The sequence below is a fragment of the Actinomycetota bacterium genome (assembly GCA_040881665.1).
GTDB lineage: Bacteria > Actinomycetota > UBA4738 > UBA4738 > HRBIN12 > JBBDWR01.
Genome location: JBBECT010000005.1, coordinates 687,112 through 701,900, shown reverse-complemented (window position 1 = coordinate 701,900; position 14,789 = coordinate 687,112). Strand labels below are relative to the sequence as shown.

At 68.3% G+C, this 14,789-nt stretch carries 15 protein-coding genes; 14 read left to right on the top strand and 1 reads right to left on the bottom strand.

The window, feature by feature from the left end; genetic code table 11:
* Window positions 1-21 precede the first annotated feature (21 nt).
* The 4 genes from WEF05_09175 (at window position 22) to WEF05_09160 (ending at window position 3,432) form a co-directional block, all read left to right on the top strand.
* Window positions 22-696 carry a response regulator transcription factor gene (locus tag WEF05_09175; protein ID MEX1102056.1) on the top strand — a complete coding sequence of 225 codons (675 nt, stop codon included), beginning with the start codon at window positions 22-24 and terminating at the stop codon, window positions 694-696.
* Between the two features lie 22 nt (window positions 697-718).
* Window positions 719-1,411, top strand: coding sequence for a response regulator transcription factor (locus WEF05_09170; GenBank protein MEX1102055.1), 693 nt, complete (start codon window positions 719-721; stop codon window positions 1,409-1,411).
* A 94-nt stretch (window positions 1,412-1,505) separates the two neighbouring features.
* Entirely contained in the window at window positions 1,506-2,207 is a 702-nt protein-coding gene (locus WEF05_09165; protein ID MEX1102054.1) for a response regulator transcription factor, read from the top strand.
* Between the two features lie 403 nt (window positions 2,208-2,610).
* A complete protein-coding gene (locus WEF05_09160) occupies window positions 2,611-3,432 on the top strand; it encodes a glycosyltransferase 87 family protein (protein ID MEX1102053.1) in 822 nt (273 codons plus the stop codon).
* On the opposite strand, the gene WEF05_09155 is transcribed toward WEF05_09160, so the two are convergent.
* The gene (locus WEF05_09155) at window positions 3,397-4,887 is read right to left on the bottom strand and encodes a hypothetical protein (GenBank protein ID MEX1102052.1); all 1,491 of its coding nucleotides are present in this window, start codon (window positions 4,885-4,887) and stop codon (window positions 3,397-3,399) included. The two genes, WEF05_09160 and WEF05_09155, sit on opposite strands and share 36 nt — an antisense overlap.
* A gap of 195 nt (window positions 4,888-5,082) precedes the next feature.
* Between WEF05_09155 and WEF05_09150 the strand changes: the two genes are divergently transcribed.
* The 10 genes from WEF05_09150 to WEF05_09105 all read left to right on the top strand — a co-directional run bounded on the left by WEF05_09150 (window position 5,083) and on the right by WEF05_09105 (window position 14,744).
* On the top strand, window positions 5,083-5,283 hold the full coding sequence (locus tag WEF05_09150; GenBank protein ID MEX1102051.1) for a Flp family type IVb pilin: 201 nt from the start codon (window positions 5,083-5,085) through the stop codon (window positions 5,281-5,283).
* Between the two features lie 138 nt (window positions 5,284-5,421).
* Window positions 5,422-5,841 carry a TadE family protein gene (locus WEF05_09145; protein ID MEX1102050.1) on the top strand — a complete coding sequence of 140 codons (420 nt, stop codon included), beginning with the start codon at window positions 5,422-5,424 and terminating at the stop codon, window positions 5,839-5,841.
* Between the two features lie 59 nt (window positions 5,842-5,900).
* Complete coding sequence (locus tag WEF05_09140) at window positions 5,901-7,193, top strand: pilus assembly protein TadG-related protein (protein ID MEX1102049.1); 1,293 nt, start codon at window positions 5,901-5,903, stop codon at window positions 7,191-7,193.
* Between the two features lie 33 nt (window positions 7,194-7,226).
* Entirely contained in the window at window positions 7,227-8,021 is a 795-nt protein-coding gene (cpaB, locus tag WEF05_09135) for a Flp pilus assembly protein CpaB (GenBank protein ID MEX1102048.1), read from the top strand.
* Window positions 8,018-9,226, top strand: a complete 1,209-nt coding sequence (locus WEF05_09130; protein ID MEX1102047.1) for a hypothetical protein — start codon at window positions 8,018-8,020, stop codon at window positions 9,224-9,226. The genes cpaB and WEF05_09130 overlap by 4 nt, the downstream gene beginning before the upstream one ends.
* A 25-nt stretch (window positions 9,227-9,251) precedes the next feature.
* A complete protein-coding gene (locus WEF05_09125; protein MEX1102046.1) occupies window positions 9,252-10,610 on the top strand; it encodes a CpaF family protein in 1,359 nt (452 codons plus the stop codon).
* Window positions 10,607-11,617, top strand: a complete 1,011-nt coding sequence (locus WEF05_09120; protein ID MEX1102045.1) for a type II secretion system F family protein — start codon at window positions 10,607-10,609, stop codon at window positions 11,615-11,617. The genes WEF05_09125 and WEF05_09120 overlap by 4 nt, the downstream gene beginning before the upstream one ends.
* Window positions 11,610-12,542: a type II secretion system F family protein gene (locus WEF05_09115; GenBank protein MEX1102044.1), complete on the top strand. Its 933-nt coding sequence runs from the start codon at window positions 11,610-11,612 to the stop codon at window positions 12,540-12,542. Before WEF05_09120 ends, WEF05_09115 begins: the two co-directional genes overlap by 8 nt.
* Before the next feature lie 273 nt (window positions 12,543-12,815).
* Complete coding sequence (locus WEF05_09110) at window positions 12,816-14,291, top strand: sugar transferase (protein ID MEX1102043.1); 1,476 nt, start codon at window positions 12,816-12,818, stop codon at window positions 14,289-14,291.
* 3 nt (window positions 14,292-14,294) lie between these two features.
* Entirely contained in the window at window positions 14,295-14,744 is a 450-nt protein-coding gene (locus tag WEF05_09105) for a UDP-N-acetylglucosamine--LPS N-acetylglucosamine transferase (protein MEX1102042.1), read from the top strand.
* Window positions 14,745-14,789 lie beyond the last annotated feature (45 nt).

The following is a 14,789-nucleotide window of genomic DNA, read 5'->3' as shown; positions in this document are numbered from 1 at the left end:
GGCGCCGATGACCACACAGGGATGAACGAGCTGACGCGAGTGCTCGTCGTGGGAGACGACCGGTTGTTCGGTGGCGCCGTCGCGCGCCTGCTCGAGGACGGCCACGGGGTCGAGCTGCTCGCCGTCGCCGCCGGACTCGACGAGGCCGAACAGCGATGCCGCAACGGCGACCGACCCGACGTCGTGCTGCTCGACCTCGATCTGGACGGCATCGAGGGAACGGACGCCACTCGCGTGCTGCACGCGGCCGCACCCGAGGCGAAGATCGTCGTGACCGCCGAGATGCAGAGTCCCGAGCGGATCGCGCTGGTGCTCTCCTCCGGGGCGTGCGGGTTCGTTCCCAGTGCGAGCGAGCCCAAAGATCTTGCCGCCGTCCTGCGATGCGCCGCGATGGGGGAGATCGTGATGCCCGTGGGCGATCTCCAAGAGGTCGTCGCACAGCTCGATGCCCGCAGAGCCTCACGCGCCGAGGCCCGGGAGGGACTCGATCGGCTCACGGTCCGCGAGCGCGAGGTCCTCGGGGCGCTCGCGCGCGGCGGTTCCACCGTCGAGGTCGCCGAGGAGTACGGCATCAGCCGGCTCACCGTGCAGAGTCACGTGAAGAGCATCCTCGCGAAACTCGGTGTCCACTCGAAGGTCGAGGCCGTCACGCTCGCGTGGCGCCACGGCCTCGCACCCACGTCGCGCACCGCGTGATGGCGGGTAGCCTTGGCCCCAGATGGCGACTGCCCACCGGGTCCTGATCGTCGACCCGCACCCGATCGTCCGCGGTGTCGTGCGGACGGCGTGCGAGGCGACGGGGACCCTCACCGTGGTGGCGGAGGCCGCGGATCTGGCCGAGGCGACGACCGCCTGCGAAGAGCACGAGCCCGACCTCCTCGTGATCGATCCCGACCTGCCCGGAACACGCGAGTTCGAGGCGGTGACGGCACTGCGCGAGGTCCGACCGGAAGCTCGCATGCTCGTGCTCGCCGCGACCGTGAACGGGACGCTCGTGCTGGATTGCTTGCGCGCGAAGGTGGACGGCTGCGTCGCGAAGAGCGCCGGCGTCGGACCGATCGCGGAGGCGATCGAGACCGTCGCCTCGGGAGGCCGCGTGTTCCCTCCGGGGTTCGAACGCGACGCGGTCGCCGCCCTCGGGCGATTCGCGAAGGCAGCCCGCACGCAGAAGTGGGCTTCCGAGACCCTGACGCCCCGCGAGCTGGAGGTGCTCCGCTTGCTCGCCGAAGGCCTGACGATCCGGCAGGTCGCAACCCGCGCGAAGATCTCTCCGCGCACGGTCGAGAGCCACGTGACGAGGCTGTACCGCAAGCTCGGCGTCGCGACGCGGGTTCAGGCGATCGCACGGGCGGCTTCCCTCGGGCTGATCGAGCTCGACCCCTCGGACGGAACGGGCTCGGTCGGCCGGTGAGGTGGACTTCGGTCTGGAGCTTCCGCGCGCACGGGGGTACGCTGGGACGACGGGGCCGCCCGATCATCGTTCGCCCCGTGTCAGGTGGTCCAACGTGGTGAAGCGCGCCGGTTCGACCCGATCGTCACGGACAGATCGTGTCGACATCGCGTTGATCGACCCGCTGCCGGTCGTGCGCGCGGGGATCGCGATGCTGATCGATGACCGGCCCGACATGGAGGTCGTGGCCGAGGCCGGGGACGCCGACGAGGGGCTCCTGCAGATCGCCAGGCTGCGCCGCACGACGCTCGTCACACTCGTCGGCCTCGGGCTCGACGGAGATCACGACGCGTTCTGGCTGATCCGTGAGCTCCGGGAGCGCTACCCGTCGGTGGCGATCCTCGCGGCCGGTGCGAAGTCCGACCCGATCGCGATCTCCCGTGCCCTGTTCGTCGGCGCCGACGGCTTCATCGACAAGAACCTCGACCCGGTCGACTTCCTCGAGGCGCTGCGAAGCGCCCACCACGGTGAGATGGTGCTCGCCGGCCCGCCGGTCGATGTCGTGGGTGAGATCGCCGAGGGGATCGAACGCCGTCGCGAGGTCGAGGTCCGGCTGACCGCCCGCGAGCGCGAGGTGCTCACCGTCGCGGCCGAAGGTCTCACCGCGAAGCAGATCGGGGAACGGCTGGGCGTCCGCGAGCGGACGGTCACGACCCATCTCGGCCGCATCTACGGCAAGCTCGGCGTCGGCAGCCGGCTCGCGGCGATCCGCGCTGCCGCGCGCTCCGGCCTCGTCAGCGCCGGCGGGCTCGACTGACCGCGACCGCGGTGCAGCGGCTCAGCTCGATCCCACGTCGCCTGTCTGCCGCATCCCTGCTCCTGGTCCTCGGGGGTGTCCTGGCCTCCGCTTTCCTCCTGAAAGTGCCGTGCGCCGAGGGATCGTGGGAGGACGGTCGACCGTACGAGCGCTTCTGCTACACAGACATCCTCGCGCTCCACGAGACCCGAGGACTCGACGCGGGATCCGTTCCGTATCTGGACGAAGCGAACGAGTACCCCGTCCTGACCGCAAGCGTGATGTACCTCACGACGCTGCCGGCAGGAAGCGACGGTGGTTATCTCACGGCGAACGTCTTGGTGTTGACTGCGTGTGCGTTCGCAACCGCCCTCATCCTGATCCGGTTGACGGGTGACCGAGCGTTGTTGTTCGTCGCGTCGCCATCCTTGGTGCTCGCGGCATTCCTCAACTGGGACCTGCTCCCGTCTTCCTCTCGACCTGGGCGGCCTTGTGTTTCGTCGAGCGGCGGGATCGCGCCGCCGGGTTCCTTGCGGGTCTCGGGGTGGCGGCGAAGCTCTATCCAGTCTTCGTGTGCGTTGCCTTCGTCCTGGATCGGTTCCGAACGGGGTCACGGCGCGCCGCCGGGACGATCACGGGATGGGCGCTCGCCGCGGTGCTCATCGTCAACCTGCCGGTCGCGATCGTGGTCCCTTCGGCGTGGAGTCTGTTCTTCCGCTTCAACACGACCAGGCCTCCGAGTCCGGGCTCGATCTGGTTCGGTGGGTGCGGGCGAACGGGCACGGTGGCGTGTGTCTCCGACGACGTCGTCGGCGCGCTCTCACTCGCTGCCTTCCTCGTCGTTTCGGGGTTCGTGTTCGTTGCCAAGCGTCGCCGAGAACCCGAGTTCGCCGGGTGGACGCTGGCATTCCCATTGCTCGTCGCCTTCGTGTTGACCAGCAAGGTGTACTCGCCGCAGTACACCCTGTGGTTGCTGCCGTGGTTCGCCCTCGTGTTCCCCGATGTCCGCACATGGGCCGCACTGGCCGTCACGGACGTCGCCGTGCACCTCTCCGAACTCTCGTGGCTCGGTGAGCAATCGGGGTTCGGAGGCGCCTCGTCGACGACGTTGCGCGCCGCGGTCATCCTCCGCGCCGCTGCCCTGATCTGGTGCCTGGTGCGTTGGGTGCGCATGCCCGCACAGCCGGTTGCTGTCCGCAGGCGCTCCCTCTCACCCAGGTCCGAGCTCCTCGGCTCCACCGGATGAGCGGACGAAGATGACTCCATCCTGGTCCTCTGCGAGGGTCGTCCACGACGGGTCGTCGGAGATCCGCGACAACAACTCCGATCCCTCCCGGGGTTCGATCACCGCGTCGACGCCGTATCGGTCGAGAACGTCCTGCCACCCGTCCCTGCCGTTCACGACGAGCGAGTAGTCCTCCCATACTCGCTCGGGGAACAGCTCGATCCGCGAGTCGACGAACACCGGCAGGTGCGGAGCCTCCAACTCGAACCACGAAGCCCACGGCTGGGCGACGAACGTCCTCGTTCCCGGAGGAAGTCCTTCCCGGGCGCGCTCCGTGAGACCCAGCGGAGCATCCTTCGGGAGCCAGAACGGGGCATCGCCCCCGCGCACGGCACCCGGGAGCAACAGCAGAACGGCGATCAGCAGCCCACCGGCGGCCACGGCGTTCGGAAGCATGCGCTGGTCATCGGAGCGCTGGGGCGAGCGCCGGCGCACCTCGCTGGTATCCGTGGGTGCCATCGTGGATGCGATCGCCACCGGAGCTGCCAATGCCCACCAGAGCACGGATCGATACGCGGTGAGCCCGAGGACGAAGAAGGCACCGAGCCAGGCGACGGTGGGCCACGGCGTCGGGCGATCGCTCCGCGCGAGGTAGACGGCGACGGAGAACCCGGACACGAGGAACAGAGCTCCCCACGGGTCGCCCAACGTCGGCGGTTCCCACTCGGTGATGAGGTCTCGGATCGTGTCGTTCGTCGCGATCTGAGCTACGTACTCGACGAGCCGAAACCCGAACGGGTTCACGAACACCGCCACGACGCATGCTCCCAACACGAGCGCTAGGCGCCGGACCATCGGACGGTCCGTGCGGATGTCCGCAACGACGCAGAGTGCGAGCACGACCGCGACGAGGACCACGCTTCCATGCACGTTGGCCCACACGAGGACGATCCCCGGCAGAGCCCACAGGCGACCGGGATGTGCGTGCCTCGTGGCGACGATCCACAAGGTCGCCGCGAACAACGGAACCACCAGGAGCTGCGGGCGGATCGTGAGTGCCGGGAGCGCAACGAGGGATCCGGTCACGGTCAGCAGCGCCGCCGCTCGGTTCGAGACGCCGCTCGCGCGGCACGCCAGCACGAGGAGCACCGCTGTGGCCCCCACGAGCAAGGCTCGGAGCGCGCCGAGAGCCGCCCAGCCGCCCCAGCGAAAGACGGACGCCAGCACGATCTGTGCTCCCCATTGCTGATCGATCCACGGACGCCCGGTCACGGTGAACGTGAAGGCGTCGACCCGAGGGATCGAATGGGAGTCGAGCAGGAACTCACCGAGTCGAAGCTGATACGCGAGGTCGGGCGAGGTCGCCCGTCGGAGCAGGACGGCGATCACCGGCAGGGCGACCGCAACGACGATCCACAGCTGGGAGGTCGTGATCCCCAGGCGCGAACCCTGCCCAGCGTTCTTCGCGGCCGGCACGACCACATCGTAGGTCAGGCAGGTCTGCCTCACACGCCTGCGACGACTGCAGTACGCAGAACAACGTACGGGGGTACCGGGCAACTCGGAATTCAAGTTCTCCCCCCCTGCGCCGTAACTTGAAGCGCGGCAAAAAACATCCGGTGAGAGCACGCGTGAAGCTCACCTCGGGGCGAAGTGCAAGGAGGTGAAGGAATGCTGACCAGCCTGTTCACTCGAGTGAAGGTGTGGCACGACGACCTGCGCGGTCGTGCGACCGAAGAGGGCGGCGCGACCGCGGTCGAGTACGCGCTCATGGTGGCGCTGATCGCGGCCGTGATCATCGTGTCGGTGACGCTGCTCGGAAACAACGCGGACACGAAGTTCGACTCAGTCGCGGACGCCGTCGGCAGCTAGGCACGGAAACGTACGAGGGCGACCACGCCGGTCGCTCACTCCGGCGGGGAGCGGAGCGAGGGGCCGGCGGCGGCACCGACGCCGGGGCATCGTCCCCGGCGTTCCCAACTCGGCGGAGTTCGTAACAGGGGTGAACGCGTGAACGGAACGCGGCGGATCGCGGACCGGATCGAGGATGAACGTGGTGTGGCGGCGGTGGAGTTCGCGCTGATCGCCGGGCTGCTGTTCATGATCGTGTTCGCGATCATCGTCTTCGGCATCGTCTTCAGCCAGTACCAGACCTTCCAGTCCGCGGCGCGCGAGGGCGCGAGGGTCCGGGCGGTCGGCGGATCCGAGGCCGAGGCGCTCTCGGCGATCCAGCGAGCCGCCGGCTCCGACTTCGACGCGATCACCGGATCGATCTCGATGGGAAGCTGTCCTGACTCGGCCGACTCACCCGACGCGTCCGTCGAGGTGTCGTGGTCCCAGCAGTTCGAGATCAGCATCCCGCTCGTCCCGAGCACCACGCGCACGGCCACGATCTCGGGCAGTTTCCGATGCGAGCAGGAGTCGCCGTGACGCTCGGACGCCCTCTTCGGCAACGTTTTCGCCCGGAATCAGAGGACGGGGCCACCGCCGTGATCGTCGCGATCTCGATCTTCTCGTTGTTGGCGATGGTGGTCCTGGTCGTGGACGTCGGTGCCTTGCTCGTGAGCCGACGCGCGATGGTCCGTGCCGCGGACTCGGCCGCGCTCGCCGCGGCGCAGTCGTGCGCACGTGCCTCCGGGGACGCGGAGGCGCAAGCGGACAAGTACGCCGGCGCGAACGCCGAGGTCCTCGGCAACTCGGGGTCGGACGGAGGGATCATCGCCGAGCAGAACTGCGGCAACGGTTCCGGCTATGTCACCGTCCGGTACACGACCACCCAGCCGTTGTTCTTCGCAGGTCTGTTCGGGGACACCGAGGGCGGCGTGTCGGCCGAGGCGACGGCGGTGTTCGGCGGGGCTCGCGCCTCGAGGCCCGTGCCGTTCGTTCTCGTGACCGGATCGTTCTCGTCCGGCAACTGCTCGATCCCCGAGGGACCGGGGGACTCCATCCCGGTCGGGGAGGAATGCGCCTTCTGGTTCGACAACGGCGGCGGGGGGGCGGCCGGTTTCGGCAACGGCCTCTTCGGTTCCCTGAACCTGAACAAATGGGACGTGCCCATCTCGCAGAACTGCGCGAGCAAGGACCTCCCCGGCAATATCGACTACGCGGAGGCCGGCGGCTATCCGGAGAACCTGTCCGTGAACTACCCGGATCCCACCTGGGTGTGCTCGGGCGACGGCAATTCCGAGCCTCTCTACGGCGCCCTCGAGGCGAACGTGGGAAAGATCATCACGTTCCCCCTCACGGAGGACGAGGTTCCGACCGATGGGAAGTTCAACGTGGTCGGATTCGCATCAATGACGCTGCTCGAGGTGGTTCGGGCGAAGGATGGCGCCGCCGGGGGCGACGCCGGCACCTGCGTGTCCACCGACACCTTCCTCGGGCCGAACGCCCCGACGGTCGACCTCGCCACCCTCTCCGGGACGGATTGCCCGGGGACCGTGCCGGACGTGCTCACGGGCCTCGAGGTCCGAGGCTGCGGTGGAGCGGGCAACGCCCTGTGCGCGCTCGGATCGGACTACGACTACGACGAGTCGACGCACACGATCACCTGGCGCTCGACCGACCCCCCGACAACCAATCCTCCGCGCATCAGCTTCGTGTGGGAGACCTTCGGCGTCTGCGGCGCTCCAGCCGCGTCGAACGACAGCGGCCACTGCGTGCGTATCGCCTGGGCCGAGAGCACGTTCGGAAGTGGTGGCGTCGGTGGCAGGCCGTTCAACGAACTGGGCGTCCAACTGTGCGAGCTCGACATCTCGGGTTCGTGCCCCGAGCAGGAATAGCGTCGTGATGATGCACGAAAGGAGCAGCCGAACATGAAGTCACGGAGCCTGATCGTGGCGCTCGCCGTATTGCTGGCCGTCGGGGCCACGGCGGCCGTCTTCCTCTACGTCAACAACGTCCGTGAGGACGCCCGCACGGGTGGCGAGCTCACGCCCGTGATCGTGTCCACGGTCGACATCGCGGCCGGGACTCAGCTCGACGAGCTGATCTCGGCGGACGGGTTCGTGCAGCAGGACGTGCCGACCGACGCGGTCGTGTCGGGCGCCGTCACGAGCCTGGACGAGCTCCAGGGTCGCACGGCCGAGCAGGCGATCCTCGCGAACGAGCAGATCGCCTTGGGGCGCTTGTCGGACACCGGCTCGGACGTTCCCGGCGGCACGCTCGGTCTGCGCGAGGACTACCAGGCGCTCTCGGTCAAGCTCACGCCCGAGCAGTTCGTCGGGCGTGCTCTGCGCGGGGGCGACCGAGTGTCGTTCTACGCGTTCCTCGGTGGTCTCGCGCTCGCCGACCTCAGCCTGGAGGATCTCGCTCGCGGGAAGGCGCCGGGCGAGTCGGGCGGCGGCTCCATCGAGCCCGCCACCGTGATGGTTGTGCCCGACGCGCGGGTGCTCGCCGTGACCCAGGCACCCACCGAAACGGATCCCGCCGCGGCGGACGAGGGCGACGTGCAGGAGGAACAGATCGTGACCCTCGAACTGACGCCCGAGGACGCCATGCGTTTGATCACCTCGCAGAACACCGGAAGCGTGTGGCTCGGCCTGATCCGTCCGGGCGATGAGGTCACGAAGGTGAAGCCCGTCGGTATCGCCCAGGTGGTCGGTCGGTGAGCGAGCCCTCCGTCTACGCGGTCGGCACCCCGCCGTCGTTCCGGCAGACCCTGGCGCGCGCGCTCGAGGTCGAGCAGGACGCCGTCGGCTGGGCCCAGAGCGCGACCGCGGCCGAAGAGGTGCTGCTGACGGCGGCCGACCCGGTCGACGTGCTCGTGCTCTCCCACGAGGTGAAGGACCCCGACGCGCTCGGCCTGGCCGAGTTCGTGGGGCGTTCGGCACCGGGGACGGCGATCGTCATGGTGCGCGACCACACCTGGAACGGGCTGCTGCCGGCAGCGATGCGGGCCGGGATCCGCGACGTCGTCGACATGACCCAGGGCAGCGAGGAGCTGCGCGACGCCGTCGAGCGAGCGATCGACTGGGCGCAGAACCTCCGGTCGGCGACCGAACACCGCGAGGTGAAGGGGGAGCGGGGCAAGATCATCTCCGTGTTCTCCTCGAAGGGCGGCACCGGGAAGACCTTCATGGTGACCAACCTCGCGACCGCGATCGCGGAGCTCACCGGTGAGGACACCGCGGTCGTCGATCTCGACTTCGACATGGGCGATGTCTTCACCTACTTCGGGCGTGAGCCCGAGGCCACGCTCGAGGATCTGATGCTGCTCGGCGAGGGCGCCGACGCCCGGACGATCAAGGACGCGGGGCTCAAGCTCGGCGACAACCTCTACGGCTACGGCGCGCCGGTCGACCCGGCGGTCGAGACGCCGGCGGGCGAGACGATCGGCAAGTACCTGCGGGCGCTGCGCGACACGTTCGGCTACGTCGTGGTGGACGCGTCCGTGGACTACTCGGACTCGGCGCTGGTCTGCTTCGACGTCTCCGACGACATCTGCCTGATCACCGGCCTGGACGTCGTAGGCGTCAAGCACCTGTCCAAGGCGCTCGACACGCTGCTCTCGATCGGCTTACCGCGCGACCGGTTCCGCGTCGTGCTGAACCGGGCCGATTCGAAGGTGGGCCTGGACAGCGCGGACGTCGAACGTGTCATGAACATCGAGGTGGACGCGATGATCCCCTCGAGCGTGAAGGTTCCGATGTCGTTGAACCGAGGCATCCCCGTCGTGATCGACGAGCCGGACGCGCAGGTCTCCCACAGCATCCGAGCGCTCGCCGGCCGGTTCACCGGAAAGCCCGTCGGCGAGGACCCGACCCCCGTACCCGAGACCAGTCGGAAGAAGTTCCGGCTGTTCGCTCGCGGATAGGCCCGAACAGAGAGGAACCCTCCCCATGTCCCTCGCAGACCGGCTCGCGAAAGCCCAGCAGCGCGACCGCATCGCTGAAGTGCGTTCCCGTGTGCAGGAGCGCCTCGTCGAGGTCCTCGGACCGCGCCTGTACGACTCGACCCTTTCGGACACCGAGCTCGAGGGCCTGGTCCACCAGCGGCTGCGCGAGCTGCTCGACGAAGAGGAAGCGCCGCTCTCGGCGCAGGAGAAGCTGCTGATCGTCCGGCAGATCGGGGACAGCGTCCTCGGACTCGGGCCGCTCGAGCCATTCGTGCGCGACCCGGAGGTCACCGAGATCATGGTGAACGGCTGGGACACGATCTATGTCGAGCGCGCCGGCAAGCTCTACTGGACCGGCGTGAAGTTCCACGACGAACAGCAGCTGCGTCGCACGATCGACAAGATCGTCGCGAAGGTCGGGCGCCGGGTCGACGAGTCGAGCCCGTACGTCGACGCGAGACTGCCCGACGGCTCGCGCGTGAACGCGATCATCCCGCCGCTGGCGATCGACGGCCCCTCCCTCACGATCCGGAAGTTCTCCGCCGATCCGTACGGCGCCGACGACCTGATCGGGTTCGGGACGATGTCCTCGCCCGTCTCGCAGTTCCTCGACGCGTGCGTGCGCGGTCGGGTGAACATCCTCGTGTCCGGAGGAACGGGTGCGGGGAAGACGACGACGCTGAACGTGCTGTCGTCGTTCATCCCCGACGACGAGCGGATCATCACGATCGAGGACGCCGCCGAGCTCCGTCTCCAGCAGCCCCACGTCGTGCGACTGGAGTACCGGCCACCGAACATCGAGGGCCGGGGCGAGGTCGCGATCCGCGACCTGGTACGCAACGCGCTGCGGATGCGGCCCGATCGCATCGTCGTCGGTGAGGTCCGCGGCGGCGAGGCGCTCGACATGCTCCAAGCGATGAACACCGGCCACGACGGATCGATCTCGACGATCCACTCGAACTCACCACGTGACGCGCTCTCGAGGCTCGAGACCGTGGCGATGATGGCGGGGATCGAACTATCCAGCCGTTCGCTGCGCGACCAGATCTCGAGCGCGCTCAACCTCGTCGTCCACCAGTCGCGCCTCAAGGACGGCTCGCGCCGCTTCACCCATGTCACCGAGCTCGTCGGGATGGAGGGCGACGTGATCACCCTGCAGGACATCTTCCTGTTCGATTTCGCCGCCGGTATGGACGGCGAGGGCAAATTCAAGGGGTCGTTGCAGGCGACCGGTCTGCGTCCCTCGTTCCTGGACAAGATGGCCGAACGCGGCGTGAGTGTGAAGCCGGAACTGTTCGCACCGCCGGCGCCCGCGCAGGCCCAGAAGCCACGGCAACGCGCGAAGCAGAAGGAGGCGTCGTGATCGGCGCCGCCCTCAGCGGCACGCTCGGCCTCGTGATCGTCGTGGCCGTGTGCTTCGCGGCGTTCGGAATGCTGTTCTGGATGATCCTCGGGACCGGCCTCCGGATGCGGGAGGAACGGCGGATGGCCGCGCGGATGCTCTTGGCGCGCAGTGGGACTCCGCGGGATCCGGAGTCCGTCGACGATGACGAGGTCGATCAGGCGATGTCGTGGATCCCGACGTCGGTGGCCCATGCCGGCGGCAAGGTCGCGACCGCCGGCGGCTTCGGCGTGTCGCTCGACGCGAAGCTCGAACAGAGCGGACTGCCGCTGCGTGGCGGGGAGTTCGTCGTCGTGACCGTCCTCGCCGCCTTCGGCGGCGGTGTGCTGTCGGTGGTGCTCGGTGTTCCCGTGGTGCTCGCTGCCTTGCTGGCGGTGGCGGCGGGCGCGATCCCCTACGTGATCGTCCGTCGGGCGATCTCCAAGCGCGACACGAAGCTGCAGGAGCAGCTCCCGGACGTGTTGACGATCCTCGCGAGCTCGTTGCGCGCTGGACACAGCTTCCTGCAGGCGCTCGACACGGTCGCGAAGGAGATCGACGAGCCCGCGGCCGCGGAGTTCAACCGGGTGGTTGCCGAGATCCGCCTCGGGCGTGCATCCGAGGAGGCGCTCGACGCGATGGCCGAGCGGATCGGCGTCGAGGACTTCACCTGGGCCGTCCTCGCGATCAACATCCAGCGTGAGGTGGGCGGCAACCTCGCAGAGATCCTCGACACCGTCGCGATGACGATCCGCGAGCGCCAGGAGATCCGGCGCGATATCACGACGCTGACGACCGAGGGACGGTTGTCCGCGGTCGTGCTGATCGCGATGCCGTTCGTGATCGCCGCCTACATGGGACTGGTGAACCCCGACTACATCGGGCTGCTGTTCACGACGACGCTCGGGTGGGTGCTCGTCGCGGGAGCCGTCGTCCTCATGGGTGTGGGCGTGGTCTGGATGCGAAAGGTCATCGACATCGATGTCTAACCTCTGGTTGTTCCTCGGGCTCGGGATGACCTTCGCGGCCATCGTGCTGGCCGGCGTCGCGCTCGATTGGTCGATCTCGGACCGGGAGCGCGCCGTGAAGCTCCTCGAGTCGCAGGTCGGCGAGGGTGCGGGTGCCAACCAGCGTGAGGACGAGCTGGAACAGCCGTTCACGAACCGGGCACTGCTCCCCCTCGTGGGCGCGGCCGGTTCGATCGCGAAACGCTTCACGCCCGTCGAGGCGCGCGAGCGCATGGCCCGCAAGCTCGTGCTCGCCGGCAACCCGCCGGGGTGGGACGCCGAGCGCGTCCTGGCGTTCAAGGTGCTCGGGGTGATCGGCGGAGCGGTCGGGGGACTCATCCTCGCGGGCATCGCGGGGTTCTCGGGGATGATCGTGATCGCGATGCTCGTCCTGCTCGGGTTCGTGGGGTTCGTCGGCCCCGACGCGATCCTGGACGGCAAGGTACGGGAACGTCAGCGGGAGATCCGCAACGCCCTGTCGGACACCCTCGACCTGCTCACGATCAGCGTCGAGGCGGGTCTGTCCTTGAACGCGGCGCTGTCCCGGGTCGTGCAGAACACGCCGGGAACGCTCTCGTCGGAGTTCGCGCGGATGTTGCAGGAGATCCAGCTCGGGGTCTCGCGTGCGGACGCGTTCCGCAGCCTCGCAGAGCGGACCGACGTGGAGGAGCTGAACGCGTTCACCCTCGCGATGATCCAGGCGGATGTGTTCGGTGTCAGCATCGGCAATGTGCTGCGCACCCAGTCCCAGCAGTTGCGGATCAAGCGCCGTCAGCGCGCCGAACGCGCTGCACAGCAGACTCCCGTGAAGATCGTGTTCCCCCTCATCATCTGCATCCTTCCGGCGCTGTTCATCGTGATCGTCGGACCCGGCGTGATCCGCATAATCGACAGTCTCTTCGGGTAAGGTCGCAGAGACGCCACAGTAGGGCGGACAGGGGAGACGGCGCTCCCCGAGGTGACCGGTGTGACGACTAGCCCGAAAGACCTAAGTCTTTCGGTCCTGAGCTACTACGAACGGCCCAACCCTTCGCCGTATGGTGTAGCTCGGAGCGACCGCGTATCGTTCCATGCGAGGAGCCATCCTCCCTACGGAGCCCGCAGGTGACGGCCAGGGTTCGCGGACATCCGTACGGTCCCCGTTGTGTGGCGGGCGGTAGGGGAACGAGAGGGAGAGTCGTTGCAGGGACGCGTTGAAGACGTTTCCACATCGGGGATCGGCGTTGCCGAGCGGCTGCGCACCGCGATCCCTCGATACGACACCGCGCTGCCGTCCGCGCGAGAGCGCTACGGCGCTCTCTACCGCCGGATGGCGCTCACCGACGCCCTGTCGATCGCGCTGGCCCTCGGGGTCTCTTACCTGATCCGATTCGGCTGGAACTCTCCGGAGCCGGAGTTCGTGGCCTTGTTCGTGGCAGCGCCGCTGTTCTTCGCCGGCGTTTTCGCGCTGTTCCGCCTCTACGACGCACACCACTTCACCCCGGTCGAGGAGTTCCGCCGGATCATCCTGGCCGTGTCCCTCGGCGTGATGGGGTTCGCCACGGTCTCGTTCTGGGCGAAGTCCTCGTTCGCCCGCGGCTGGATCGCGCTGACCTGGGGATTCACCCTCGTGTTCACCCTGTTCTCGCGCCGTGTGTGGCACTGGTACATCGGCCGCGCCCGCGAGCGCGGCGACCTGCGGTTCCGCACCCTCATCGTCGGCACGAACGAGGAGGCAACGCACCTGCACGACCTGATGGACCGACCCGCGCTCGGCTACACGCCGATCGGCTTCGTCTCGACCTCGGATGTGCCGCCTGCCGATACCCCTGGGCCCGTCATGGGTGGGGTCAGCGACCTGCGCGAGGTGATCCGCGAGTCCGGGGCCGACTGCGTGTTCGTGGCCTCGAGCGCACTCGAGACCCAGGAGATGGGTCACGTCGCCAAGGCGGTGCGGCTCGAAGGCGTCGAGGTCCGCGTCACGGCGACCTTGCCCCAGGTCCTGTCGACCCGCGTGTCGGCGCAACCGCTGGGCGGGTTGATGTCGCTGTCGCTGCGTCCGGTGCGCCTGACGGGAACGCAGGCGATCGCCAAGCGGCTGTTCGACATCGCCCTCTCGAGCTTCGGACTGCTGCTCACCCTGCCCCTGTGGATCGTGATCGCGGCCTCGATCAGGCTTTCCTCGTCTGGTCCGGTCCTGTTCCGCCAGCGCCGGGTCGGTCAGCGCGGCAGGCCCTTCACGATCCTGAAGTTCCGCACGATGGCGGCCGACGCCGAGGAGCGGCTCGCCGCGCTGCGCGAGCACAACGAGGCGGACGGCCCGCTGTTCAAGTTGAAGGACGACCCCCGTGTCACGCGCGTCGGCAAGTGGCTGCGCAAGTGGAGCCTCGACGAGCTCCCACAGCTCGTGAACGTCCTTCGCGGCGAGATGAGCATGGTCGGCCCGCGGCCGCCGCTGCCCGAGGAGGTCAGCGAGTACGAAGACTGGCAGTTCGACCGGCTCGAAGTGCAGCCCGGGGTCACCGGGCTGTGGCAGGTCAGCGGCCGTAGCAACCTGTCGTTCGACGAGTACGTGCGACTCGATCTGTTCTACATCGAGAACTGGTCGCTCGCCTACGACCTGTTCATCGTCGCGAAGACGATCCCACAGCTGGTGACGCGCCGCGGAGCCTACTGACGGGTGCGGGTCCTCCTCGTCTGCTCGTCGGGGGGGCATCTGCTCCTCCTCCACCAGTTGCGCCCGTGGTGGAGCGCGCACGAGCGACGATGGGTGACCTTCGACAAGCTCGACGCCGGGTCGCTCCTCGCCGGTGAGCGGGTCGCGTGGGCCCATCACCCGACCCAGCGCAACGTGCCGAACGCCCTGCGGAACCTCCGGCTGGCCTGGCGCCTGCTCCGCCGTGATCGCCCGGACGTGCTCGTCTCGAGCGGCGCGGGGGTCGCGTTCCCCTTCTTCGTGATCGCCCGCCTCCGGGGGATCCCGACCGTCTACGTGGAGGCCTACGAGCGGATGGACGCCCCCTCCTTGACCGGGCGGTTGTGCTACCCGCTGAGCACCCTGTTCGTCCTCCAGTGGCCCGAGCAGAAGCGGTTCTATCCTCGTGGGCACGTGATCGGAACCCTGCTCTAGGAACGAGGCCCAGCGACCGAGGCCATACACACGAGGAGTGTGCGA